This is a genomic window from Sporosarcina luteola, from assembly GCF_023715585.1.
In the GTDB taxonomy this organism is placed as follows: domain Bacteria; phylum Bacillota; class Bacilli; order Bacillales_A; family Planococcaceae; genus Sporosarcina; species Sporosarcina luteola_D.
In genome coordinates this window covers 94815-121483 of sequence record NZ_JAMBOK010000003.1, presented here as the reverse complement: position 1 = coordinate 121483, position 26669 = coordinate 94815, and the positions used below count along the sequence as shown (strand labels likewise).

Sequence of the window (26669 nt, the reverse complement as noted above, 5' to 3'; positions counted from 1 at the left end):
ATTACATCTCCCCCACAAAACAAGGAAACTCCACCGCCTGCCGCTTCAACTCCCAAAACGACTGCCACACACCCGTCTCCTCACAATAAACCGACGCATCCATCCTGCCACTCACATCCATCACCTGCTTAGCAGGTCCACCGTAAATCTGACGATGCTGCACCCTCGCCTCCTCCTCTCTTTCCGCCAAATAGATCGCAAACCGTCTCCTGCCAATCGGAATGACGAACAGCTTGACCGTACACATCTCCAACCAATTTTCGTCCCGTATCTTCTTAATCGCATCATGATCCAACCGCTCATAAGGAATCCGGCTTTCAAGATCATCCCACTGTACAAGCCCTTTCTCCACCGCGTAATAAACGGCATGCGCCATATGAGGCACATCGTACAAAATCGCATCATGAAATAGCTCTTTCACTGTCAGTTCCAATTCCGATGACCTCCCCCGTAAATTTATTGTAAGCCGCATATGCCGTCCCGACCGGACCGTTCCTGTTCTTCGAAACGATCAGTTCCAGTATGTTATCATCCTCATCCTTCGAGTAATATGCATCTCGGTATAAAAAGACGATGACATCCGCATCCTCCTCAATCGAGCCCGATTCCCGCAAATCCGACATGAGCGGCCGCTTGTCATTCCGCTGTTCAACCGCCCTGCTCAACTGTGCCAGCGTAATGACCGGGCAATTGAACTCACGTGCCATCCCCTTCAAATCCTTCGTGATCTGGGAAACTTGCAAATGCATGTTGGAGCCCTTGTCTTCGGAATGAATCAACGTCAGATAGTCAATCAAAATAACCGGTTTTACATCAGGAAATTGATGGATCATCTTACGCACCTTCATCCGCATTTCCGCAACGGTCTGCCTGCTCCGGTCAAAAAAATGGCTATTCGTTTCCGCCACTCTTCCAATCGTTTTCACCCAATCGTCCTTTTGCGACTCACTGAATAATGAATAGGGATCACGCATACGGATTCTTGAAAACCGCCCCGTCGATGCGATCAACCGATCCCGCAAACTCGTGCCCGACATCTCAAGCGAAAAGATGATCGGCAAACGGCCTTCCCATCCGGCATGCTTTGCAATCGTCAGCATGACGTCGGACTTCCCCATGCTCGGCCGCGCAGCCAAAATGACCAATTCACCGTCTTGAAACCCGTTCGTCATCTCGTCCAGCTTCCCAATGCCTGACGGTGCGCCATCCTCAATTCCCTTCTCGGTGAACGGATCCTCGTACACATCCATCAACAAGTCGAAAATATCGGAGTGGTCACTTACCCGATTATCCATAAGTGCATCGAGCTCACTCATAACCCGGTCGATCGGCCAATTTTCCTGCCCCGCAATCTGCAGCACATTCTGCTTTTCACGCTCCCGCCAAACGTCCAGCATCGCCCCGACATGGTCATCGAACTTCTCGATATGCGCATAATTCGTAAGGTCTTTCACATAATTCGCCCCGCCCAAATCCTGTGGACTGAACGTTGTCAGCAGAGTGATGAAATCAACCGTCTTCCCTGACGCGCGAAGTTCCTTCATCGACTGGAAGATCATCTTATGGACCGGATTTGCAAAATGGGAAACGGCTATGCCGGAATCCGTTATCAAATAATTCTCTTTCAACATCGAACCGAGAACCGCTTTTTCCGCAATCATATCGCTTCTCCCTTCGTCAGATCCAACGTGAATTCATTCACACGCGCTCTTTTTCTTATGTTCTTAGTTCTTTCTTTCTTAGTAGCTGTTAGTTGCCTGTTACCCGTCTGTTGATTGCCTGTTAATCCGCCTGTCAGCTTGCAGTCGTTTCCTTGATAAGAGCCCCAATTGACAATCGTTATGAGCCGATTCTGATTTGTTGACTCGTCTGTTAAAAATCCATACGCCTCGAAGCGCTTCAAAGCTGTCCGGATTTTCTGCACGGTGACCCCTTTCCCGCATCGCTGAACGAGCATCGGAAGAGAAGTGACAAACTGACCCGGCTGCAATACATACACCTTTCCACCCCACTCCCACTGCTTCTCCTCGTAATTCGCCATCATAAGCAACGTCATCAAAACCACCTTCTGCTCCGACGTCGCCTCCGTCCAAATCGGCTTATTCAATAACGACCTATGTACTTTCATCCACCCACTGTTCATTTCCTTCCCACGCCCCTTTACGTAATTGACCAGACCTGTCATACCTTATATAGATGCGAGTTTAGGAAAAGGATACTGCGGGAGAAAATATATTTTTCAGGCACAAAAAACACCAACCCTTTTTCGACTTTCTTGTCGATGGGTTGGTGCGGATCACTTTAGTTTTTTAGTATTACTTGAGTAAAACTCGGAATGAGAACCTGGCGCTGCAAACGATGTTACTCAACCGCTGAATTGCTTACGACATTCAGACACCAAGTGAAGTTTTCCCAGGCGGAATTCCAGCCGGTGAAGATTTCCTGCGAATCATCCCAACGGACCTCAAATTTCTTATAACCATCTATTTCAACCAAATACAAAGCCAGCGTAGGATCCACCTTAGAAACCGCAAGTTTCATGCCGTTTTGACGTTCTTCCTCAGTGAACGGTACATCTGAAACCGATCGCACCTGTGCTTGTTCAAATACTTGCTTGTTACTGATTCTATAATTCATAAATAGCCTCCGTTACATTATTTATTGTTGTGATCAGTTCATCCTTCTTCTGTAAATTAAAGAAGTACCGAAGTATATTTTATATGTAATAACGATGAAATCATAGTAAAAATACCAGGTTCCTGAATAATTCAAAATTCAGTGAGCACCTGGTACCTATTTTCATGGTTGTATTATTTGTGGTCCCTGTTATTAATTCCGTATGAAAATATACGCCATGTAAATGATGTAGGCGATGACAAGCACTGACCCTTCCCGCTTTCCAATCTTGAAGCTCGTTCTTGAGAAAACCAATAATACCATAGTCAGGACAATCATTAGAATGACATCAACAAACATTTTATCATTGACTGCTAAGGGAGAAATCGTAGCTGATACACCTAGTACAAAAAGAATGTTAAAAATGTTACTACCAACAATATTCCCCAAAGCAATTTCACTTTCTTTCTTCAGTGCCGCAGAGATAGAAGTGACAAGTTCAGGTAGAGATGTTCCAATGGCGATAATCGTTAACCCCACCAATGCTTCACTCATACCAAGAGAGTAAGCAATTTCCGTACCGTTATCTACTACCAAATCCCCTCCGAACATAATTGCAGCCAGGCCTAATATGGTAATTACTATATTTTTACCCCATTTGATGTTCTCCGGAACTGGTTCACCAGCTGTATCTTTTCGGCTTTTTAGGCCAAGTTCAATTATATAGTACATAAAAATGGATAAAAACAATAAAAAGATAAATCCATCACTCCGTGTCAGCAAGTTGCTATTGGACCCTTGTAAGAAAATATCACACATTAGAATTAGCAATGCCGCACTTGCGAGTAAGGTAAATGGGATTTCTTTTCGAATGGTTTCACTTTCAACTCTCAACGGATATAAAAAAGCTGCTACACCTACAACAAGGGTAATGTTAAAAATATTGCTTCCAACTACGTTACCCAGTGAAACATCTGCACTTCCTTCCAGTGCTGCAATAATACTGACAGTCGCTTCCGGTGAACTTGTTCCAAAAGCCACAATCGTTAACCCGATTAAAATAGACGGAACCCGAAGCAGTTTCGCAATATTAGAAGACCCGTCAACAAAGAGGTCTGCTCCTTTTATCAACAATGCAAATCCGACAATTAATAAAATATAAGCCACAGTTTGTTCTCCCCACTTCAAACATTTCTATTGTAATTTCAATAAATACATACCCCATTGTTACGAAATTAAAAAGCTGGACACCCACTTCTTAACCCGTTAAGTTCAGAGGTACAAAATCTAATGTAAACACACAAAAAGAGTCCGAATTCGCACATGAATTGGACTCTTTCCATTCGCCTATATATCAACATCTATCGATGAACCCCCCCTTTTGGACGTCATATCGACAATTTCTATTGTAGGTCTGCCAATGTATGTGTTAAAGCTAGCGCTAATCTAAACGTTAAAAATGAAAATTGGAGTCGTTGATGATCGAGTGTGTTCGTGAGAAGACATTGTTTATAAACGATAAAAAATGCTGAACATTAATTCGGCGTTTTCCTCATTTTAAAACAACGAAATGTTTTCTTCTTAAACTAAAGCACCCCGTTACTTTAAGTACAATTATTCACAAACATCCTCATTTAACTCCTATCCGCTTTTTTAAATAAGTGGTAAATTGTTATATAACCTCTATGTAATAATTTTTGCGATTAACTTTTCATTTTTGAAATGTAAGTTTTCAGTGTCATTTAAAGTATATAAAGTGCTGTTATGTTTAGTAGTTGCCCAGTTATTAAATGCAAGACGCCGTTCAACGTCATTATAATGCGGACATAAACTGCCTTTTAATATTCCTAGACCCTTAAATTCTTCGTACACTTCGTCATTTTTTTCACTGTAACAAGTTTCGAACCAACACATCGCTCCTGCACTTATTCCTGCTAAGATGACACCGTTTTGATATGCATTTCTCAATACAATGTCGAAGCCTGTTTTTCGCCAAATTTCAAGCATATATTGAGTATTGCCACCACCTACATATACAATATCTAAAGTATCTACAACTTCTTGGATGTTTGGTGAATCAAAATCTTTAATTGTAAGATGGCTAGGATGTTCTTTATTAAAAGCCCCGTAAAATTTATCAATATAACCATTTGCATCATTACTTGCCGTAGCAATAAATGCAATTTTTAATGGTTCCTGTTTTCTGGATATTTTCAGTAAATATTCATCAATATAGGCATTATCTTCTTCAGAAAAGCCACCACCAGAAATTGCGAGAATATTTCTATCCATTATGTCTTCCTCCTTTGAAATTGCCTTTTCACTATACCTATATCTATGAGGAATAAGTATTCTATACTTTTTCCCATTTCCCTTCTTCAACTAAACTGCTGCGTTAGTTGAAGAAGCGTCTTTTACTATTACTCAGAGCTTTAAATCTTCGTCTTTGAATAATAGCACATTACTCATCAGTTTCCTTTTTTTACCGAATAACTCGATATACATATAAAAAAGCAATGCTAATGCATTGCTAGTTCGTCCTATAATTTAGTGTTATTTGTATTGATATTTACGCCGTTATTTAACGTTTTGTACCGCTCAACTGCACGGGATACCCACTTCTCCTTTGCCTCTATAATGATTGCTCGAATTTCTTCCTGTAACTAAATGTGAGGTACTGAACTATTATTACTGCACAGGTAAAAACGCCACTTGCCAGATTCCATCCTCATTTTTGATCATAGAGAATCCGGATTTATCGTCAGAGTCACCGTTTGGATAAAATTCGATATATCCCTCGTATTCACTCGTTTTGACAAAAGTCCCTTTTTCGATATTCCTAAATGTTTGCAGGATCTGTTCTGGTGTTCCGCGATCAGACAGAGGGATTTTTTCATCCTCTTCCTTGGTCCATAAGATATGATCCTCCCTATCCGTGTAAAGTGCGTACTCCGTTTCAAAATCCTGATGGAAACTTGCATATACATATAATTTCGCGATGCTGATCGGGTCTAAACCCCTTAATTCTTTCTCGTCTCGGTTGAGCGTAAATCGATCATAAACCTTCTGCTCGAAATCAAACAGGCCAGTGCCGCTTGTGAACTTTTTCACCCATTCACGGTCATTCCAAATATCAGGATCGTCAATCTTTTGCGTATACCCACGCACTACGTAATCGTACGTATCTTTCCCACCCGTGTACCAGTCTACAATGGTCAACTTGCCATCTAGATTCCGCACAAAGAATTCAGTAGCTTCCCAATACCCACCTCCATGATGCTTTTGGACAGCGACAGGGACCTCGAAATACAGATAGCCTCCCTTCTCATCATCCGAAAACTTCACTTCCCAATCCCCAATTTCAACACTCTTCACCTTGCTATCCAACGTGCCGTACTTCTTATATTCAGATTCGACCTTCGTTTGCATATATGCTTTAAGGTTCTCGTTCTCGATATACCGATCCAAGTCAATATCCGTGCCGTTCCAGATTGCATTGTAATAATCCGTCAGTGCATCCACGGTCATTTCATACGCCGCTTCAGCATCTGCCATAGAGAGTTCGTTCTCATCCGCAACCGCATATACAGGAGTGGCTTGCGTTCCCCCCTGCCCATTACTTGGCGGAATCTCCGTTGTGATAGGACTATTTGGTTCAGATGCAATTGGACTTTCCCCATTCAGCTTTTCTGACGCAAAATAAATGCCCGCCGAGGCCAATATCGTGATCAGCATCCCCCCAACCAATGTAGGAAGAAGATACACTTTTTTCGGCTTATGAATCTTTTGAAAGACTGCATGCTTATTTTTCGCAGTAAACTTCGGATCTTTGAAGACAGTATCGTCTAACGACTTTTTAATATCCGTCATAGGATCTTTCAAGAAAATCACTCCTCTCCATGTTCTTCAGTAATGATTCCCGCCCTCTTTTCAAACGGGTTTTAACCGTATTTGAATTGGACCTCAACACATAACTGATTTCCTCAATCGACAGATCATCATAATAAAAGAGCAAAATGACTTCTTTGTATTTAATCGGTAATGCCAGAACAAGCTGTGCCAACTTCTCATGATCGCTTTTTGTGATAGAAGCAATTTCAGGCGATGGCTGATCCGTTTTTTGATAATGAAATAGATCATTGTTGACGGTCACTTTCTTGAACCATGAAGTCCGCAAAACGTCTTTACACCGATTCACAGTGACTCTGTATAGCCATGATTCAATGGAATCCAATTCAAGCACTTGATGACGTTTCTTATAACAGATGAAAAAAACATCCTGTACGACTTCCTGCGCTCTCCCCCAATCTTTCAAATAGCTGAAAGACAGCTTCGTCAAGCGTTCGCCAAGTTTGTCCATCAAACCTGATAGCCATATTTCCTCCTCGGAATGATGCCCGCCACTTTTATCTAGCATTTTCCACTCTCACCAACCCTCACTAAAAACAATCTTACCTCTAAGACGAGTGCATGGATGCAAAAGGTTTCAAAATTAATGGACAAATGAAAAATGTGCTCCCGATGCGTCATATTGGAAAGAAATACAGTAAGATAAGAAATTTATGTTAAAATATATTGAATATTATGAAATGGTGTTTTTAAACTAATGAAGCAGGATAGTCAAAAGGAGATTAAAATGGGGAAAAGGATCTTATTTTTACTGATAACTGTTTTAATTATTATTGGTATTTATTTTATAAACGTAGCATCAAAAGACGCGATAGAGGAAATTCAAAAGGCTGTTATAGCATTAGAACAACCAGAATTAAAAGTAGCTCATATTGAATTACTAGAAAAAAATAAAGCTATTGCCTTTTACGAGTGGGGGCATGGTGAAGATTCGTCGTTTGGGAATGTAATCTTGGAGAAAAGTTTCTTAGGTTGGAAAATTGTTCGGGGAGGAAGTCTATATCTGTTAGAGGACTCTAAGTTGAATTGGGGGCATTTAGAATTAAGGGATGATTCAACAAGTTATACTGATTTACTTAGAGGGAAAATAACTGACCCTGAAATTGAGAAAGTACAAGTTATCACGAAAGACGGGAATCAATATCAAGCCAAAGTGATAAAATATAATAATAAGGATAGGTTTTGGTTTTTAATTGCAGATAGAGAACTTCTGGATGCTACATTAATAGGACTTTCTCTTGATGGAAATGTAATTGAAGAAATGCAAACTAGTTATTAATCTTACTTGTTGAACTAACGGTGCAGGTTAATTCAATAAGGTTTTATTTAATTCATCCCATTCATTCCTAGATCAAAATGCATTAGAGGTGTTTTTAATGAAATTCTATATTTTAGGTGAGGAAACAAAAGTAGAAATAGATGTGTTGTATCGAAGTTATCCTAACAGTTCTGATTACTGGGATGCTAATTGGGTTAATGCGACTATTAAAATAGAGATTCCAGGTTATCAGGTAAGTTTTGATGCTGATTTAAGAACAGACGAATTAGGAAAGTTCCTAAATGAACTTAAATCATTACGTCAATCGTTAAGAGCAAAGGCAAGCCTTACAAATTTGAGGGTAATTTAGATTTTGAAGGCGAAATAGATAAGTTAGGCAAAATCAAATGGAATGCAGAGACTTGCTATCCAGCAGGGAATGGTGCTGTACTTGAATTTAAATTTGAATCAGATCAGACATATTTAAATATGCTAATAAAAGAATTAGATGATATCATTATTCAATTTCCTGTCATAGGTAAACCATAGTAAGAAACTCAATCTTTATAATCCTTCGTTCTTCAACTAACGGGGCAGGTTAGTTTAACAACAATTTGAAACTTTAGTACGTAATATGCATCTAATCTTTCAAGGGGGTGCCTTGTGAAAACTAAATTTACAATAAGTTTTACATTATTGATTTGTTTATTTTTTGCTGGCTGTTCTGATGATTATCAAGAAAGTTTTACTTTCACAGGTACAGTAGAAGAAATTCTTGTTGAAGAAGAAATGTTGATTATGAAGGAGTATGGCGGGGTTTCTCAGGGTAGACGAGAAGGAAATGTATACGAAATACCCGTTGATAATGTAGAGAAATATAACATTGGACAAAAGCTTGAAATAACTGTCTTTTCTAATACTGATGCTGATATTTGGAATTTAGACAATATGAAATTCGATATAAAAACAGTCGAAAATTAAATTTCTTATTCAACTAACGGGGTGCTTTAGTTCAATAAGGATAGTAGAATATTACGCTAACAAGCGTTCAAATTTCTGAGCGCTTTTACTTGTTTTTATATGGCTATTTCACTGTTGAAATGTATGCTGCTTAACCTGTTATTTGTTGTTAATTACACTTTTCTCCCCATCAACCGAACCCCTTAATTTATAATCCACTTCTTTTTGCAGGGCTTTTGCAGTCTCCACTTAACTTTCATCCAGTGGCAAGCTTGTCTGATTGACATAGAACTTTTCATTTATTGAATCAATTGTAGGGCTGACAAAATCCACTTCTAATGGAACTAGTTCATTACGCATCTACTATTCTTTTTAAAATTTTCACGAAGAAGTATCCTTTCCCTCATTTCAAGTCTATATAGTGTGTGAAAGGAGGGGAAGCAAATGGCGACAATCGAATTCAGAAATGCAGTTGGAAAGGTGTACTTTGACGGCGGGATGACGGAGGATGGGAAAATGATCCGAAAATCAAAATCCTACCGTAACATCGCAGAAGGGGCGACGGCTGACAACCTACACAAAGCCCTTACACAATTGGGACAGCTCTCCGAATATCCATTAATCGGAGCAGAACGAGTAGAAACAGCTGACATTATGAACTAAGTAGAAAACTAAGGAGAAAGGGGAGATGAGGAATGGCGAAAACGTTACAATTGAACTTCACAACCGCTGCGGGAAAACAAACATCCCTAACAGTGGACGAGCCAAAAGCTGGATTGACACCAGCCGAAGTGGAGGCAGCCATGCAGGAGATTATCAATTCACAGGTTTTTGAAGTGGATGGCTCCTATCTTGCAACCGTAAAAGGCGCCCGCATTATCGAACGCAACGTAGACGATCTTGTAAAAGCATAAGAAAAAGGCTCTCCGGCTTGGCTGGGGAGCCTTTTCATTATCCATTCCAGCTTCGGGCGGCCAAAGCCGTTACGAAGAACGGCTTTTGCGAGTAAAAGCGAAGCGTTAGGAGCATATATTTGCCACCTCTCGGGTCACTTCGGTCTTGAAAGAAAAGGCAAATAGCGCCTTTTTTTCAAGTCCTCCAGTGCCTGTCGAGGCAAAACGCCGCCCTACGCATTATAAAGAAGGAGGCGAATTCAAGATGGAACAATGGATAAATCTTATACAACAAATCGGATTTCCGATTTTCGTATCTTTTTACCTCTTGCACCGGCTTGAAACGAAACTCGAGGCCATTCACAATGCACTTGTTTCGTTGAAAGTGAAGTAAGTGAAGGGTGCCAGGTTCTTGAACAATTTGAAATTCAATGAGAACCTGGTACCAAAAACTTGATAGGCCTGGTGACAGTCAGCCCCGGAAACGTCTATCAGAACATGCTTTTAACCAATGTTTCCAAAATGACCGGCATCTCTTTGAATGCGCTATCCACATGCAGCCGCTCCGTTTTCTGGTGTGCATCTTTTCCGAACGGGCCGACATTCAAGACGGGTGCCTGCAGTTCGGACATCTCCTCAAATGGGATGCTATAGGTTTCGCCATAAACAGGCGTATTATTTTCAAAAGCTGTCCAACCGTTCTCCTCATCCGAATAGTTCACATAACTTAAATCGCAGATTCCATTAAAGTAATGAATTTGATTCACCGTTAAGTCGAACGTACTTGCAGTTTGCTGTACTAATTTGATCGCCTGTTCAACGAGCGGAGAATCTGACGAATTGATGGCCGGATAATAGGGAGGCGCATAGAGCAGAACAGTTGCCGGAGCAAGTTCCTGACACTGGATCATCAGATTATCCACAATGCGCAGCGATTTTTCACGATCATCCCATTCCTCGTTCTGGAGCACTTCTTGCTTGTGCCGCTTCACTTCCTCCACGCCTAGTTTGTTCAAGGCATATGACAACAGTTCCTCATACCGCAGCACTTTCACATCCCCTACACCCTTCAGCTGCTCCCGTTCACAAACTGCCTTATAATGCGCGTTGCACTCCGCCATCGCTTCACTAGCAACTTCCGTGAAAAGATCCATCACTTCAGCAGCAGTCCGCTGGAATAAGAACACATTGTAAAGGGCAGCCGCACGGTAAGGTGTTTGGGTCGAGTATTGCATCTTCAGATCCTTTTGCTGCAGCGAAACCGGTAGCGGCGTGCTCTCCCCTCGATCCGTTTCCCGAAACCGTTCATTCCATTCCATTTTCTGTGTCAAAAACGAAGCGATATAGTTCGCCGTCATCCCTCGAAGTGGTTCTCCGACATGCGTCTCTTTACCATAGAACAATGCAGCCGGCATGATTTTCCCAATCGTTCCCGAATAGATGTATTCTTTATTGTCTGCTGGACCTTGAGAAAAAGAAGGTTCGCCATTCAAAAACAATTTGTATGTCAAGCCATACTCTTCCCGAAGACGGACGAGCTCCGTAACGGCTGTTCGCATTCCTGCAGAGTTGACCTCTTCGTCGGGAACAGTCGTCAACACAAGGTTGATCGGCCATTTTTCTATACTCGCTTTCTCGATCAGTTGCATGTGTAGAGCAAGACCCATCTTCATATCCATCGTACCGCGGCCGAATAAGTAATTACCGGATTCAAGATCTTCTCTCGCTTCCACAGATAAATCCTCTTTATGGTCATGCAGCTTCTTTGTCAACTCTTCCGGATGAAAAGCAAGCGGTTCCAACACACCATATTCCTCGGTCTGAACAGTATCAAAATGGCTGATCAGCACAATCGTTTCCGTCGCTTCGGCATGCTTGTACAATGCAGTGACAGCACTCCGGCCCAATCCTGCGTCATGCATTGATAACAGTTCAGGATAATCCCGGAAGTAGTCGAGCTCGCCTAGCTTCGCCATAACTTTCGGTGCAAAAAACCGCTCCCCTTCTGTCAGTGTTCGACTATCCCAACTGACGAGTTCACATAACAAAGCACGTAGGTTCTCAGATGTCGCCCATAAAGATTCTTTCATCATTCCCAATCTCCTTTTCCAGTACCAGACACTCTTATTTTATTTCCGGCCCAAGCTCCGATGCTTCAACACCCTCAGGAGGCTTCTTTGCCAATTTGAATTTATAGAACAATAGACAAGCGATGAAAAAACCGACACCGTATACTAAGCCGATCCGTTGTGTAGGATCACTCGCAAGGAAACCTAGTACGGCTAAACAGAAGACGATACAGAAAGCCGGAATCCAAGGATACAAGCGGACTCGATACTCCAAGTCTTCTATTTTCCCTCCTTCTTTAATGTACCGTTGACGGAACATTAATTGGGACAGTGCAATACCCATCCATGAAATCGTGACAGCGATTCCAGCAATCGACATGAGCAGCACAAACACTGCATCGGCTTCCATCACACTTGTTAACAGCGATAGCAACGAGAAGAACATCGTGAAGATCAACGCGTTGAGCGGCACCTTGTTCTTCGTCAAGCGACCGAACAGCTTAGGTGCCATCCCTTCATTTGCCATCGCCCAAAGGAGACGTGTGGATGCGTATAAACAAGAGTTCCCTACCGATAAAATCGCCGTCAGGATAATGAAGTTCATGATGCCTGCCGCATAAGGAACACCCGCCAACTTCATCAATGTGACAAATGGACTTTCCATCAGCCCTAACTCAGATGTAGGAAAAATCGCAGACAGCACGACGATGGATGCAATATAAAAAACGATGATTCGGAACAATATCGTCCGAATGGCTTTCGGAATGTTCTTTTTCGGATTCTCCGTCTCCCCAGCCGCGATTCCGACGAGTTCAGAACCTTGGTAAGAAAAAATGACATTCATCATCGTCACGAATACAATGACAATCCCAGCAGGAAACATATTGCTAGGCGCCAAATTAGAGAGATGCGGCGCCACACGATCTTGCAGCGGTATCCACCCGAATATCGCAAGTGCTCCGATGATAATAAAAGCGATGACAGCAAGGACTTTTATGCCCGCAAACCAAAACTCCGCTTCCGCAAAACCTTTTGTTGTGAGCGCATTCAAAAAGAACAACAACGCCATGAATACGGCACACCACACCCAAACCGATATATCAGGAAACCAATGTTTCATGAGGATTCCGGCAGCAGTGAACTCGACCCCCGCCGTAGCAGCCGAACCGACAAAGTACATCCAACCGAGTGAAAACCCTGCTGAAGGACTGATATAACGCGTTGCATACGCTTGGAATGATCCAGTCACCGGCATATGGACGGCGAGTTCCCCCAAACAAGTCATCACCATATATAAAATCAACCCACCAATCAAGTACCCGAGAAGCGCTCCGCCAGGACCAGCTTGATTGATCGTATAGCCGACATTCAAAAACAATCCTGTTCCAATCACACCTCCAAGAGACAGCATTAGCAAGTGACGGCTTTTCATCGAACGATTCAATTGCGGCGTATGTGCTTGTTCCCCTACTTTATTCATACTATCCACCCCCCATTTCCCTTTTGAATAAAATTAAAATTCAGTCTACCGTAGCTGGAAAAGATCCCCGACAAATTCATCTGAAATTAATCGGGGATACTTCTTTAGAAACGTAAAGACAAACAGCTTAGACCACCATCGTGTTTTTGAAACTCGGACATTTCAAGCTCGATCGTTTTCAGGCCGGCTTCATTCAATTGACGTTTAGTTGCTTCGTAGCCTTTTGGAATGATGACATAATCATTCACTTGAATACAGTTCGCAGAATACTCATCTTCTTTACTGACAATGATTTTTTCATATGACTCAAAAGCAGGATGGTCCACGAACTCACCAGCAAGTACCATCCGATTCTCTCCCACATAAGCGATGCCCGTCTTTAAATGGAAGAATTCTTTCAACGGAATGATTTCAGCTTCATACCCTTCTTTTACAAGGATGTCTTGTAGCTGGCGGGCACCTTCTTCATTTGTACGGTCAGAAATTCCGATATAAAACCGATTTTCCGCTTGGAGCACATCTCCGCCGTCCACCGTTCCGGATCCTTCGATATGATAGACTTTGTCATAGAATTTCCGAATGGCAGGCTCCATGTCTTCGATTTCACGATTACGGGAAGCAGCTCCTGGATTACAAATAACAGCAAATTCTGAAGTAAGGACTGCCGTATCTTCAACGAATGTGGAATCAGGGAACGCTTCATTCGCAGGCAAATGAGTCACGTTCACTCCACATTGCTTCAAAGCTTCCACATAAGCCTTATGCTGCTCGAGCAAAACATCATAAATTGGCTCCCCTAAATCCGATGTAGTAAGTCCATTTACATAGCTGTTACCTGGTGTTTTTACGATGACATTTGTAAACATATGAAATCTCTCCTTTTTTTTAGGTTCTGACAACTGGACAGGTGAGACACGTCGGTCCCCCCGTGCCTAAGACGCTAATTTCATCGCCCTTATACTCATAAACCGTTGCACCGGCATTCTCTAATTGCTCCTTCGTGTAATCGTTTCCAATAGGGAGCACACATACGCGCGGTGCCAATGCCAACACATTGCAGCCTAGCTTGTCGTATTCCTCATTCGGAACCTCGATGAGCTGAATACCTCTATTGATCAACAACTGACGGAAAAACACAGGCATCAATCTGGAGTGAACAACTGCCAAGTCTCGATCCACCATACTTATAAAAGACATTAAATGCAGACACTCCGCTTCACCTAAATCATGCGGCAATTGTACAACGATGAACTCGTCCACCATATGAGCAGTCATTTCTTTTAATTGGCGGATGGCTTCATCATTTGTCCGGTACCCTCTTCCTACCACAAGTGTCCGTTCATCCAGCCAGACGATATCACCGCCATCCGAAACAGCATCGCCTGTTAACTCACCGATGATCGGAATACCTTTCTCTTTCAAAAACTGCTTATAGACAGCAGCTTCCGGTTGCCGCAGCTCTTTTCCTGATTTTAAAATGATGGCCCCAACAGGAGTGAACTTCACCGGGTCATGGGCATACAAAGAATCCAAACCGACATCATCCGACTGCGGTAAATAATCAATTTGTTCAACATGCTTGTTCAGAATGTCAATGAATCTGTCATACTCGTTGATCGCCTCTTCAAAATTTGGTTCGGCTAAATAGTTGAAGGTCTGCCATTCACGCGCCAAATGCGACTGACTGCGGAATGCATCGTTCGGATGCTTCACAATCACGTGTTTCAAAGGTCCATACATCGAAGAACAGTACGTCAATTCAACCCCTCCTTTTCCACTGAACGGAAAGCGTTTCCATTGTCGGGAAATTTATTAGATTAAATATATTGCCATTATGGTAAAATGTCAATAAGTCTGAAGAAAGTAATCTATCTTTTTTCACATCTTAAAAACGATCTATCCAAATTGTCTTACTCACGGGAGGTAAATTTCTGTGCAAACCATTGACCGCACGATGCTCATTGCAAATTTATTAGCTACTCAAACTGTTGATACAGGGTTATCCATTTCGGAGCTTTCTGAAAAACTGCATCTTCCACTCGGCACGCTACATCGGATACTAAAAGCGATGATTAACCAAAGAATGGTGGAGCAAGATCCTAAAACGAAGCTCTATCGGCTCGGCACCATTTGGCTGGAGTACGGCCTGCAAGTATATGACTCGATGGATTATGTCAATACAATCCGAGTGGAGCTTGACCAGCTTTCAAGGGAAGTGGAAGAAAGCGTCTATTTAAGCAAACCAGCAGAACTGGACGCGATCATTATCGAACGAATTGATAATGAAAAAAACCAGATTCGCATTTACGACCAACTCGGGATTCGGATTCCTTTACACATTGGCGCAGCGAACAAAGTAATGCTAGCCGCCTTCCCGAAAGAAAAAACGCGAGCTATTTTGAAAAGGCTCATTCAGGAACAAGAAATCCCCAACTTTGAAAAGAAATTAGAAGAAATAAGAAAACAAGGATACGCAGAAAGTCACGGGGAACGGACGGAAGGCACCTCCTCCATAGCCGTCTCGATTGTTAACGGATTTGGGGAAGTCGTAGGCGCGGTCAGCATCGGCTACGCCAGCTTCCACATGACTGAAGAACGCCTCGCCTCCATGCGGGAGCGATTACTCGAAACAGGGACGCGCATCTCAAAAAAACTGGGACATCGTTCGAGTTATTAACGGAGTGACTGATGATTCGCGGAAGATGTGAAAGCGATTGTCGAGAAGAATAATCATGCGTACTTTCAGGTATACGACGTAAAAGGAAGCCGATGTTACTTGGCTTCCTTTTTACAATTGTCGCTATTATGCATTGTTGCTTGTTTGTACCATGTGCTCAATCTTAACTTTCATTTGTACTTTACATTTGGGATTTCAGAAATAGTTATTTTGAAATTAAACTAGCACTTCATTATGATTAGATTAACGAGAAGTACTACATTAAAAATAGAAAGGTGGATTAAAATGGGGTTTCGATTTCAAAAACGGGTTAAAATTGCACCAGGTGTCCGTTTGAATATTAGTAAAAGCGGAGTCAGCACGTCGATTGGCCGTCGCGGAGCTTCAGTAACGGTCGGAAAGCGCGGGGTCCGTGCCAATGTCGGCATTCCCGGGACAGGTCTTTCTTACTCAGAGCAATTAACAAAACGGAAAAAGCGACCACAACGCTCTTCCTATGAGACGATTCCTAATATAGCGACTGCCTCCCCTGCCGATGCTAAAGAAGTAGAAGCTTATAACGCATACGTCAACATGCTCATCTCCATTCATCTGGAATCGGAGGATCCAGTGGACTGGGAAGGAATTATCCGGGAGGATTTGGATTCGTTTAGGGGCAACAGCGGACCTAATGCGGAACCGATCCGCCAGGAACTTGCCGTCTTTAAACCGTCATGGATCAGCCGATTACTTAAGCGCGGCGAAGCCCAAAAACGCGCCCTCGAAAAGAAACTCGCTGATGCAGTTAAGCAGGATCAGCGTCTCTTGACTGAAAAACAAGCAAAGCGGGAATTAGCCGAAGAGGTATTGGCCGGGAGTGAAGAAGCATGGCTCAGAGCACTCAAAGCCTATCACCCTTTCGATGATATTGAACAATTAGGCGGTAAAATTGATTTCAAATTCAACAACGAAGAGCTTACAGCCTATTTCCAAGTCGGCAATAAAGAACATGTGCCAACAGAGGTGTTGTCACTTACTGCAAAAGGAAATCTATCACGAAAAAAGCTGGGTAAAACCAACTATTTCACTCTTTATCAAGACTATGTCTGTAGTTGCGTCATCCGGATCGCGAGAGAGGTATTCGCCATCCTCCCGGCAGAAAAGGTCCTTATCCATGCATACGATTATAGCCAGGCAGATGAACTACCTACGAAAGGATGCATCATTTCTACACGCATAAGACGAGAAGAACTTGACGGTATGCTTTTTGATGTTATCGATTGCTCTGAAACGATTAAGACGTTTGAACATCGTATGAATCATCTGAAGACAAAGGGGTTTCGGTTAGTGGAGGAGCTTTAATTTGAATGGACAGTCAATCATTGAATCGTATGATCGGCTGTCCAGTTGTCTTTCTTGGAGCAAGCTACATCAAGCGGTAGTTCATAAGTGGATATGTCAACTTTCCAATTTATCCATTCGAGCCGCCAACTTATATACTAAAATATAGAAAATTGTAACTTAAAGGAGAAAATCATATGCCTATCTACAATAAACTTGTACGTGACCTCATTCCACAAATTATCGAGAAGGACGGGAAGACGTATGTAACGTATCTATTGGATGACTCACAATACATAACAGAAGTGAACAAGAAGATGCATGAGGAATTGGCGGAATATGAAGGAGCTGTCTCATCAGATGATGCTGTTGAGGAACTGGCTGATATGTTGGAATTGATTCATGCTGCAGCGAAGTTTCATGGAGTGACAGTGGAAGAACTGGAGGCAATCCGTGCGGAGAAAGCTGCTAAACGCGGCGGTTTCGAGGAACGGATCTTTTTAGTGGAAGTAGAAGATGACTAAGCTGCGCTTACTTACACAGAACTTGCTGGATGACTTGAAGAGGCTTACTGCTGAAGCTGATACGATCTACTGGATGACGGCATTCCTTATGAAGTCTGGTGTACAGGAAGTGTTACCTGTCTTACGGGAGGCAGTAATGCGCGGTGCTGATATTAAAATACTGACGGGCGATTATTTGTCCATCACCCAACCAGATGCGCTTCAATTGCTGTTAGATGAGATCCCTAGTGCCGAGATCCGTATGATGGAAAGCGGCGGCACTTCATTTCATCCGAAAGCTTATCTATTTCAATCAAAGACCGAAGCATCTGTCATCGTAGGTTCGTCCAATTTATCAAAGTCTGCCTTGACGAGCGGCATTGAATGGAACCTATATGCCCCCTCCACTGTCGATACCGAAATCTTTGAAACGGCTGCCCATGAGTTCATGAATCTCTTTTTGTCGCCGAACACTGTTCAGATCAACAATGAACAGATTGCAAAATACAGGACTAGATACGATGAAACAAACCGGAAATTGCCGTTCAGCGCTGTGTATGATTCAAAGACCGAGCTTGAAATGACATTCGGAGCAACTATCTTGGATGACCAAGTTGCAGATCCATCAGCTCTTTATGAATCAACTACCCTAGAACCCAGACCTGCACAGCAACTCGCATTGGACGCATTGAATGAAACAGTTGAAGCTGGATATGAAAAAGCTTTGGTTGTACTTGCAACGGGGCTCGGCAAGACGTACTTGGCTGCGTTCTTTGCCCAAACTTATTCCCGGGTTCTTTTTATAGCGCATCGCGAAGAGCTGTTGATGCAGGCACAGCAATCTTTCAAGCATGTATTCCCTGACAGAACAAGCGGAATTTATAATGGTCAACAGAAAGAAAGTGACGTAGATTTTGTGTTCGCTTCAATTCAGACACTTGCTATGCGACATCATTTGCAGCGTTTTGAACCGACTGCGTTCGACTTGATTGTCGTCGATGAATTTCATCATGCCGCCGCCCCTACGTATGAAAAGGTATTGGCTTATTTCAAGCCGAAGTTCCTGCTAGGCTTGACCGCAACACCTGACAGATTGGACAACAAGGACGTCTATAGTTTGTGTGACGGCAACGAAGCCATATCCATCCACTTCCTGGACGCTATCCGGCAAAACTGGCTATCCCCTTTCGTCTATTACGGCGTATTGGATGAAACGGATTACAGCGAGTTGAAGTGGCGAAACAATCGGTATGACGAAGAGGAACTGCTCCGTCTTCAAATACGTGACAGTTATGCGGAAGCTGTGCTGACAGCTTGGAAGGAGCATAAACAGAGCCAGACTATCGGATTCTGCTCGTCCATCCGGCAAGCCGTTTTCCTAAGCGAGCATTTCCAGCAAGCAGGCTACCGCTCCCTCGCACTTCATGGCAATACAGACAGGGAGACCCGGAATGCCGCTAGGAGCATGTTGGAATCAGGGCAACTTGACATCATTTTCACAGTAGATTTATTTAATGAAGGTGTCGATATCCCTTCTGTAGATACATTGTTGTTCGCTCGTCCAACAGAATCACTTACCGTCTTCACTCAACAAATCGGACGCGGACTACGACTTGCGGCCGGCAAATCACATTGTACAATCATCGATCTCATTGGAAATTACCGCAATGCACGCCAGAAATACAAAGTCTTCGCAGATAACAATGAACTGCCTGCTAAAATCAGCAGTGAAACATTCACGGAACCTACGTATTTCGAATTCAATTTCGAAACGGCCGTCATCGACCTCTTGGAAGCAATGAAACAGAATGAGCCGATCCAGCAACGACTGCTCAATGCTTATTTTGAATTAAAAGAAGAGCTCGGACATCGACCTTCTTACTTGAAATATCATTTAAAGGCAAAAGAGGATTCAAAAGTGATTCAACAGAAGTTCAAAACTTACCCTAACCTCTTGGAACACGCTGGGGAGTTGAATGAATTAGAAACCGACGTGTTGAAACGTCATATGGACTGGCTGATTGAAGTGAACCGCACTGGTATGAATAAAAGTTACAAGATGGTCGTGCTGAAATATATGCTTTCAAGAGGAGCTGGCAATTGGTATAAGCCTGTTACAGCTGTGGAAGTGGCACCTTTCTTTCATGCCTATCTTATGGAGAAACCATATCGTAGAGATGCGGATCTGGCAGATAAGCAAGGACTGGCATTACATAATTATGATGAAGCGAAAGTTGCTAAGCTCATTGAGACTATGCCTATGACAAAGTGGAGTGGCACTTCAAAGGGTCTGATCCAATTTGAAGATGGAATTTTTGCCCCGCAGATAGAGGTGGCAAAAGAGTATGATGAAATACTGTTTGAGTGGGTGAAGGAAATTTGTGAGTATCGGTTGCATTGGTATTTTGAGAGGAAAGGTAAGATGGAGTGAGAAGTATTGAATGTGTGGTGCAAGGCGCACCACACATTAGAAATATAAATTAATTTTCCAGAATAGGTTTTAGTTCCCCCTCTATTACCTCAGGAAAAAATTTTGATGATATTTCATATCTTATTGTGTCAGGCAAACTATGAAATACAATAATTGACGGAAAAAACACATTAGTATTCTGTTTTATATATGACTGCTTATAACAAATAACATCATAGCCGTCATCTTGAAAGTGTTCATAACAAAAAACGTTATCGATTGATTCTAAATACTCTTCTTTCCTTGATTCAACTTTCTCCTCATATGAACGAGTTAGACCATACAATGCGATATCAGAAGAAGATATTGACCCATATTCAGGATAATCAGCATACTCATTTACCGTGAGAGATTTTTCAGGTTTGAAAAAGGGCTCGATAAATTTTATTGCTGTTGCCAAAATATCATTACCAGGCACTGGCAGTTGTTTAACTGTACACAAATACCCTGTCTTTACATAGAGTCTAATATCAACATCCTCATCGTAGCTGGTCCCAAAATTAGCTAGGCATAAATCCAAGTAATATTTAGATTCTAGGGTTGCAAAAAACGATTCCCACTGTCTAAATTCATTGTTTTCTCCATAGACTTTTATTAATATTCTATATTTCTCTTTTTCATCTTCAGAACCAACCAAAGTATATGAAGAGCCTGTCCCAAATGGACCACCACCAAAAGGCTGTTTCTGCTTAGATAACTTCCCGATATTAAAAATGTCATTATTTATTTCAATACTAAATTCTTCTACGAATGATTCGATATCACTTTGTAGTTCTTTTGGTAAAGTTAATTCAACGGAACTAAATATTGAATTAAGTCCTTTAAGTTGATCTTGCCACTCATTTTTAGCACTTTCAACATTAGTTAATGATTTGCCGACAACTAAAGCTGGTGGTGTTCCATCATTCCCCATTTTAATTTCCGAACCTTGCGACACTATTGTTTTGTCAGGTAAACATATATTGTTCACCTTTTCAAATAGACTTTGGATGTTCGACACCATGTTTGTCATAAATTCAGATTCTAAATAACTCCTCCTTTTATAAATGGTTAGATTTTCAGTTATTTTTCCGTCCCTAACACCTTTCACCGCTAGTTTGCTGGTATGTGAAGATTGTTTTTCATTTCCATTTGCCAATAAATTCACAAAGTATAAAGATAGATGGTTTAAAAATTTCTTTTTAAATTCCATTAGATCAGAGTAAGGTGCAAAAATGCCCTTATCTTTATACCTCTCCCTAAATTCAAGGACTTTTTTATACTGATCAAAATTTATGGAAACGGGGTTAATCTGACGGTCACTGAAATATAGAAATACTTGTTTACCACTCTTTAGTAGTTCTTCAATTTCTTCTTCTGTTCCAGACCCATAATTATCAGTAGGAGTGCCAAATCTAGTCCAAAATACAGCAACAGCTGCGTCACATTCTAGAACGAATTGTTTATTCAACAGATTCTGTGGCTTCTCGCCCAATTGTGGATAAGCATCTGTAGACCAATGCTTTGCGACTATCGAGGTATTATTAGCCGCACCATACATGCGATTAAAGTCAGCAACAGTATCCTTAATAATTTCTAATTCTTCCTTTACATCGGATGGACAAGATATTAATAGATCAAATTGCGTTATATTTTTTGGCATGTTAGCCCCCCCTTATAAGCAAATTTCGATATCTCCCCTTTAACCTAATATCACCTGTCTGATACCAGGTACCCGAGGAATTCAGAATCGATCGGGTTTCTGGTACTTATATAGTTTCATGCATATACGCCTAGTGCTTTTTATAAGTCCGAAATTCATGTAACAATCCTATTACTTTTTGAACCTTCCAAGCGTTGCCACCTATCCTCCTGAAAGGAGAGATATAATAATAGTGGTATTCTGTAACTTGGCTAAGTCGAGCATCTTCCACGTATTCTCTTGAAGCATATACAATATCACCTTGCCTCTTCAGACTACGCTTCATATCATCATCGATGACAGTTATCATGTCCAATTCATGTTGCTGTAATTCCTCAATCAAATCCTCAGTTTCTGGATAGTTCCCCCAAATAATATGTGATCTAAACATAGGCACTGCCCTCCTATTATTAATATGGATATTATATCACATCAAAAACATATATTTCAGACAACTTATATAATCAGCAAAGTTTCACGGAGTGACAGCGGATGAACTGGAGCGAGAGAAAGCCGCTAAACGTGGCGGTTTCGAGGAACGGATCTTTTTAGTGGAAGTAGAAGTTGACTAAACTGCGCTTACTTACACAGAAATTGCTGGATGACTTGAAGAAACTTACTGTTGAAGCTGACACAATCTACTGGATGACAGCATTCATTATGAAACCCGCTGTTTTAAAAAAGAAAAAAGTAAGCGTGCAAATTACTTGCGCACTTACTTTTTCAATTATCGTTAAGGTTTATTATTTTTCTCTATTTCCCAAGAACACCCCGAAGTTTAGGGTTTATGTTAAATCATCTGGGGTGTACGATTTAAAGCGTTATTCAGTTGCTCATTTTGTTTTCAGTTTATTTATTAGATTATTTACTTTGGATTTCATGGCATCAGTTTCTGTTTTCAGCGGAAGAAAGGAGAATTCCTCTCCCTCTTGTTTAACTAACATGATATCCCCTTCATGGAACTCTCGAAGGTTTTCTTTAGGAATCAACAACTGTTCATCTTCTGTTGGATACTTTAAGAGGACAGCATAATCTTCATCAAACCGGTCAAGAGTATACTTCTCCATATAATCACTCCTTTTATCGCTCACAAGCCCATCCATCTTTATCACGATCATGCTTTGAAGCATAGGCAGGGTGACTGGATTTTACTCCGCTTGGATAATATTTACGCATTTCCGTACAGTTAGCAAACGACGTCGGTGCTCCTGGTATTACATAAGTTCCGGTATTCAGGTCTCCAGGTGGTTTGGGAGCCGGCTTCGGTGTTGGTACCGGAGTTGGAGTTGGAATTGGCGTACTTCCACTAAACGGCTTTGCAGAAACAGAATAAGTTACTCCATTTGTCGTAACTGTAATATTGCCAGCTTCAGCTGTTGAATAGATTTTCGAATTCACCTTCTGTAAATTAGCAACCACTTCTTTGTGTGGGTGCCCATAGGAATTTGCTTTCCCATAGGAAAGAATTGTTTCTTTTGGTTTGACCGCATTGATGAAAGTTGCTGAGCTGCTTGTATTCGAACCATGGTGCCCGGCTTTCAAAATCGTTGACTGGATGCTGTATTTCGACATAATTTCTTTCTCTTGACCTGTATCAGCATCTCCCATCAACAAGAATGAAATTCCATTGTATTTCACTTGAAGGACAATAGAGGCTTCATTGTTGTCATCACCCTGTTCAGCAGCATTCAAGACAGAAATCGTAAGCGCTGAATCTAACGCAAGTTTGTCACCTGCTTTAGGAGTAATGTAGTTTATATTTTTGCTATCAATTAAGGAAAGCATTTCTAAATACGTTTGTGTTGTATGTGCTTGTCCAGAATCTACAAAATTGCTAATCGGGAAAGCGTTCAAGACTGCAATTAATCCACCTATGTGATCAGCATCCGGATGGGTGGCAACAACATAATCAAGTCTGTTGACACCTTTTGCTTTTAGAAATGCAACTACATCAGCTCCTGCAGATTTAGCACCTCCGTCAACCAACATGTTCTTCCCGTTAGGAGATTGTATAAGTATGGAATCTCCTTGCCCGACATTAATAAAGTGGACTTTCATGTCTTTCGCAACAGTTTTCTTAAATCCCATAGCACGAGCTAAAAAGGCTGATATTTGCCCACGTGTTAAAGTATCATTTGCTCGGAATGTATTATCTGAGTAGCCAGTTGTAATTCCTGCCTGTATTATCTTTTTAATAGCTGAGTATGAAGCCATTGAAGGTTTTACGTCTTTGAAGTTCTTTGTTGATTCAGTTTTAAGTTTGAATGCATTTGCCAAAAAGATCGCCATCTGGCCACGGTTCACAATGCTCTTTGGTCTAAAGGTCCCGTCTGTATATCCATTGATTACTCCTTCTTTTACTGCGGAATTGATATAACCAGATGAGGTCAAGCTCGAAGGAACATCCTTGAATTTTGTGGACGTCTGCTTACCGTTAAGTCCGAGAGCTTTACTTACCATTACTGCAACTTCTTCTCTTGTTACTTTATCATCCACACCAAATTTTGCTTGATCGCCAATTACACCCTTAGATTTCAAGAACATGATTTCTTGATAAAACCCATGACTGCTAGGTACATCCGAATATGCCGCAGAAGCAGGTGTTATAGGAAATATATTAATCAACAAAACAGCAGCAAGAAACACTGACAAAAATTTCTTCATTCTCACCCTCCATTTTATTACAAATTTCTTTTCAATTCTATATCATGTCACAAATGGAGTCTACTAATTTGCCGGAGATTTTTAGACTATTATTATCAAACATCTTTTTTTCATCTTCCGTGAAGTCAGCATTACACCTTCAAGTGCTTTAAATGAAGTATCTCCGGATTTACGTATTATTTATTTCACGTTCACCGCACTTTCCATAACTTCAACTAGAAATATAAAACGCCCAATGACTTTGCGTTTTAAGGACTTTGGGTGTTTTATAAATAGTGGCTGTCGCGTAAATTTAGACTTTAAAGCTGTTTTAGTAGTTAACGTCGACAACATTCCTTTTCCTCTTGAAGAGGAGCAAGAAAGAGTTGTAACTTTATATCTTCATTGTTGTAAGATTGGGCTCTTGCTTAGTCTCTTATGTATGGGTTAACTTACCTAAAACATTACTACGAGATACATTAATCACCCACCCCTTTTCCCATATACTTTAACTATATGTCTTAGATCCGAGACAGTCTGAATACAATATGAAAAAGCATGTGAGGTGCAGTATGTCCTATTGGCAGTTCTCCCCGATTCCTAATATAGAAGAATCCAATTTCAATAAAATACTTGAACGTTTTTATAACTTAAAAGGGAAACGCTGCACTTGAATCATCAAGCTCTTTTTGTCACCGAACACTGTCCAGCTTAAGAGTGAACTAATAATAAAATACAGAATACGTTATGATGAAACAAACCGGCAATTACCGATTAGGCTTCGCTCGATCTTATAAAATAAAAGCAGAGCCAATTAAAATTTTAGCTCTGCCTTCATAAACACCACTATAAAATTAAATCAGTTTTTTCTTTTTCCGTTTTCTTAGTAGGTATCCGCCCATCGCTATACCGCCTGCTGTTAGACTAACCCCTGTAGCTGTCTTCATATTCTCTTTTTTCTCTCGAGTTCTCACTTCTTGTCCTTCTTTGAACAATGAATCATATAATGCGATAGATGCTCCATTGACTTTGAACTCTTCAGGTATGACATACTGCGAATTAGCATAACCATTGTCAAACGCACTATCCTTAACTTGAACAGCAATTTCGTTCGAGTCGTACCCTTCTTTAAACCAATCTATTAGTTCTTGGTTATCATATTCGTCTGTTTCTGGATAGTAAAAATTGACGAAAGCGGATTGATGGCCTTCTGCTATGACTTCTTCTTTTCGTCTAGATTTCCCTTCTTCATATCCTTGCTCATAGGAGTTTAGGAATCTATTGTCCATCGATGTAATTGCTAGTAATGATAAGGCATACCCATCTTTTCTTCCTAACTCAAAGTGCTTTTTCTCCTCTTCTTCTATACGTTTTTTATAACCTGTTTTGTAGTGGGACTCAAATGCCTTTTTAAACGTGGTGTCTTTGTCAAATTCAGTGGGGAGCACCAGTTCAGCTAAAGTGTAGCCCAGATTATGGCCGGATTGCTCAGCATTTTGCACATTTTTTTCATAATCGTATGCTTTGATGAAGGCTACTTTATAGGCGCTATTCCAATCATCTGATTTAGAATCATTCATTGAGACTTCCTTGTTTTCACCTTTTCGAAGAGCCGATTTTCCGTCTTTTTCTCCTAAAGTCGCACCAGATTGTATATCCTCTTCTTTAATTTTCTCTAGCCCTTCCTGATAGCCGGCTGCATATCCGGAGGCATATCCTTTTTTATAGCCTTCGTTGCCCATATCAGTGCTCGCATTCTTGTATCTTCTATTATAACCATCTTCATACCCTTGCGATTCGCCAGAATTTTTTCCATAATCAACGTCTGCTTGACTATAAGTTGGTTGCGGTTTGGGTTTCGGTTTAGAATAGGTTGTCCCAGAGCTAGAGCTGGAACCGCCCCCATTATGATAATGGTATTCACCCGTCTTCAGTCCCCATTTGGCGCAGTTTGTTCTACATGTGTGACCTCCGTTGCCATCTGTCCGCCCAGGGTGCGCCAAAGCCACATTTTCAAAGAGAGATAAGGTAAATAATACAATACTCAACTTTACAAACAACTTCTTCATAATTTCTCTCCTCGAATAATTTTAGGGTAGTGCTTATGTCATCTTATAAGGTTTACACTGGTTTTTCAATTCCTTTTCCGAATTAATAAATACCATATTGATTTACGAAAATTATTAAATC

Annotated in this window: 28 protein-coding genes; 11 read left to right on the top strand and 17 right to left on the bottom strand. The window is 41.3% G+C overall.

The window, feature by feature from the left end:
* Position 1: 1 nt before the first annotated feature.
* The 8 genes from M3193_RS13400 to M3193_RS13365 all read right to left on the bottom strand — a co-directional run bounded on the left by M3193_RS13400 (position 2) and on the right by M3193_RS13365 (position 7033).
* Positions 2-433 (bottom strand): hypothetical protein, encoded by a 432-nt coding sequence (locus tag M3193_RS13400; protein WP_251628557.1) that lies wholly within the window; start codon positions 431-433, stop codon positions 2-4.
* A complete protein-coding gene (locus M3193_RS13395; RefSeq protein ID WP_251628556.1) occupies positions 402-1661 on the bottom strand; it encodes a replicative DNA helicase in 1260 nt (419 codons plus the stop codon). Before M3193_RS13395 ends, M3193_RS13400 begins: the two co-directional genes overlap by 32 nt.
* Positions 1658-2128, bottom strand: coding sequence for a hypothetical protein (locus M3193_RS13390; protein ID WP_251628554.1), 471 nt, complete (start codon positions 2126-2128; stop codon positions 1658-1660). The genes M3193_RS13395 and M3193_RS13390 overlap by 4 nt, the downstream gene beginning before the upstream one ends.
* A 233-nt stretch (positions 2129-2361) precedes the next feature.
* A complete protein-coding gene (locus tag M3193_RS13385; RefSeq protein ID WP_251628553.1) occupies positions 2362-2637 on the bottom strand; it encodes a hypothetical protein in 276 nt (91 codons plus the stop codon).
* A gap of 192 nt (positions 2638-2829) precedes the next feature.
* Complete coding sequence (locus M3193_RS13380) at positions 2830-3783, bottom strand: calcium/sodium antiporter (RefSeq protein ID WP_251628548.1); 954 nt, start codon at positions 3781-3783, stop codon at positions 2830-2832.
* 516 nt (positions 3784-4299) lie between these two features.
* Positions 4300-4908: a peptidase E gene (locus M3193_RS13375; protein WP_251628543.1), complete on the bottom strand. Its 609-nt coding sequence runs from the start codon at positions 4906-4908 to the stop codon at positions 4300-4302.
* A 396-nt stretch (positions 4909-5304) separates the two neighbouring features.
* Entirely contained in the window at positions 5305-6498 is a 1194-nt protein-coding gene (locus tag M3193_RS13370; RefSeq protein ID WP_251628541.1) for a hypothetical protein, read from the bottom strand.
* Positions 6473-7033, bottom strand: coding sequence for a sigma-70 family RNA polymerase sigma factor (locus M3193_RS13365; protein ID WP_251628540.1), 561 nt, complete (start codon positions 7031-7033; stop codon positions 6473-6475). Before M3193_RS13365 ends, M3193_RS13370 begins: the two co-directional genes overlap by 26 nt.
* A gap of 219 nt (positions 7034-7252) precedes the next feature.
* Between M3193_RS13365 and M3193_RS13360 the strand changes: the two genes are divergently transcribed.
* From M3193_RS13360 to M3193_RS13335, 7 genes are all read left to right on the top strand, one after another.
* A complete protein-coding gene (locus tag M3193_RS13360; RefSeq protein WP_251628537.1) occupies positions 7253-7804 on the top strand; it encodes a hypothetical protein in 552 nt (183 codons plus the stop codon).
* A gap of 97 nt (positions 7805-7901) precedes the next feature.
* Positions 7902-8153: a WapI family immunity protein gene (locus tag M3193_RS13355; protein ID WP_251628535.1), complete on the top strand. Its 252-nt coding sequence runs from the start codon at positions 7902-7904 to the stop codon at positions 8151-8153.
* Positions 8096-8332, top strand: a complete 237-nt coding sequence (locus M3193_RS16870) for a WapI family immunity protein (protein WP_435372052.1) — start codon at positions 8096-8098, stop codon at positions 8330-8332. The genes M3193_RS13355 and M3193_RS16870 overlap by 58 nt, the downstream gene beginning before the upstream one ends.
* A 114-nt stretch (positions 8333-8446) precedes the next feature.
* The gene (locus tag M3193_RS13350; RefSeq protein WP_251628533.1) at positions 8447-8764 is read left to right on the top strand and encodes a hypothetical protein; all 318 of its coding nucleotides are present in this window, start codon (positions 8447-8449) and stop codon (positions 8762-8764) included.
* Between the two features lie 423 nt (positions 8765-9187).
* Complete coding sequence (locus M3193_RS13345; RefSeq protein ID WP_251628531.1) at positions 9188-9406, top strand: DUF1659 domain-containing protein; 219 nt, start codon at positions 9188-9190, stop codon at positions 9404-9406.
* 32 nt (positions 9407-9438) lie between these two features.
* Positions 9439-9657, top strand: coding sequence for a DUF2922 domain-containing protein (locus M3193_RS13340; protein ID WP_251628529.1), 219 nt, complete (start codon positions 9439-9441; stop codon positions 9655-9657).
* A 244-nt stretch (positions 9658-9901) separates the two neighbouring features.
* Positions 9902-10030 carry a YvrJ family protein gene (locus M3193_RS13335; RefSeq protein ID WP_251628527.1) on the top strand — a complete coding sequence of 43 codons (129 nt, stop codon included), beginning with the start codon at positions 9902-9904 and terminating at the stop codon, positions 10028-10030.
* 97 nt (positions 10031-10127) lie between these two features.
* Here the strand turns inward: M3193_RS13335 and M3193_RS13330 are convergent, their stop codons facing one another.
* From M3193_RS13330 to M3193_RS13315, 4 genes are all read right to left on the bottom strand, one after another.
* Positions 10128-11726: a M20/M25/M40 family metallo-hydrolase gene (locus M3193_RS13330; protein ID WP_251628950.1), complete on the bottom strand. Its 1599-nt coding sequence runs from the start codon at positions 11724-11726 to the stop codon at positions 10128-10130.
* Between the two features lie 34 nt (positions 11727-11760).
* Complete coding sequence (locus M3193_RS13325) at positions 11761-13185, bottom strand: amino acid permease (protein WP_251628525.1); 1425 nt, start codon at positions 13183-13185, stop codon at positions 11761-11763.
* A gap of 104 nt (positions 13186-13289) precedes the next feature.
* The gene (locus M3193_RS13320) at positions 13290-14051 is read right to left on the bottom strand and encodes a dimethylarginine dimethylaminohydrolase family protein (RefSeq protein WP_251628523.1); all 762 of its coding nucleotides are present in this window, start codon (positions 14049-14051) and stop codon (positions 13290-13292) included.
* A 19-nt stretch (positions 14052-14070) separates the two neighbouring features.
* The gene (locus M3193_RS13315; RefSeq protein WP_251628948.1) at positions 14071-14925 is read right to left on the bottom strand and encodes a dimethylarginine dimethylaminohydrolase family protein; all 855 of its coding nucleotides are present in this window, start codon (positions 14923-14925) and stop codon (positions 14071-14073) included.
* Between the two features lie 193 nt (positions 14926-15118).
* Here M3193_RS13315 and M3193_RS13310 point away from each other — a divergent pair, with 193 nt between their 5' ends.
* The 4 genes from M3193_RS13310 (at position 15119) to M3193_RS13295 (ending at position 20116) form a co-directional block, all read left to right on the top strand.
* On the top strand, positions 15119-15862 hold the full coding sequence (locus M3193_RS13310; protein WP_251628521.1) for an IclR family transcriptional regulator: 744 nt from the start codon (positions 15119-15121) through the stop codon (positions 15860-15862).
* Between the two features lie 285 nt (positions 15863-16147).
* The gene (locus M3193_RS13305) at positions 16148-17203 is read left to right on the top strand and encodes a DUF4236 domain-containing protein (RefSeq protein ID WP_251628519.1); all 1056 of its coding nucleotides are present in this window, start codon (positions 16148-16150) and stop codon (positions 17201-17203) included.
* Between the two features lie 176 nt (positions 17204-17379).
* Positions 17380-17706 (top strand): nucleoside triphosphate pyrophosphohydrolase, encoded by a 327-nt coding sequence (locus M3193_RS13300; protein WP_251628517.1) that lies wholly within the window; start codon positions 17380-17382, stop codon positions 17704-17706.
* Positions 17699-20116: a DEAD/DEAH box helicase family protein gene (locus M3193_RS13295; protein ID WP_251628515.1), complete on the top strand. Its 2418-nt coding sequence runs from the start codon at positions 17699-17701 to the stop codon at positions 20114-20116. The genes M3193_RS13300 and M3193_RS13295 overlap by 8 nt, the downstream gene beginning before the upstream one ends.
* A gap of 49 nt (positions 20117-20165) precedes the next feature.
* Here M3193_RS13295 and M3193_RS13290 read toward each other — a convergent pair whose 3' ends face one another.
* The 5 genes from M3193_RS13290 to M3193_RS13270 all read right to left on the bottom strand — a co-directional run bounded on the left by M3193_RS13290 (position 20166) and on the right by M3193_RS13270 (position 26548).
* Entirely contained in the window at positions 20166-21797 is a 1632-nt protein-coding gene (locus M3193_RS13290) for a hypothetical protein (protein ID WP_251628513.1), read from the bottom strand.
* 130 nt (positions 21798-21927) lie between these two features.
* Positions 21928-22227 (bottom strand): hypothetical protein, encoded by a 300-nt coding sequence (locus M3193_RS13285; RefSeq protein WP_251628511.1) that lies wholly within the window; start codon positions 22225-22227, stop codon positions 21928-21930.
* A gap of 442 nt (positions 22228-22669) precedes the next feature.
* Positions 22670-22903 carry a DUF3006 domain-containing protein gene (locus M3193_RS13280; protein ID WP_251628509.1) on the bottom strand — a complete coding sequence of 78 codons (234 nt, stop codon included), beginning with the start codon at positions 22901-22903 and terminating at the stop codon, positions 22670-22672.
* Positions 22904-22916: 13 nt separating this feature from the next.
* Complete coding sequence (locus M3193_RS13275; protein WP_251628507.1) at positions 22917-24500, bottom strand: S-layer homology domain-containing protein; 1584 nt, start codon at positions 24498-24500, stop codon at positions 22917-22919.
* Between the two features lie 833 nt (positions 24501-25333).
* Positions 25334-26548, bottom strand: coding sequence for a YHYH domain-containing protein (locus tag M3193_RS13270; protein WP_251628505.1), 1215 nt, complete (start codon positions 26546-26548; stop codon positions 25334-25336).
* Between the last annotated feature and the right edge of the window lie 121 nt (positions 26549-26669).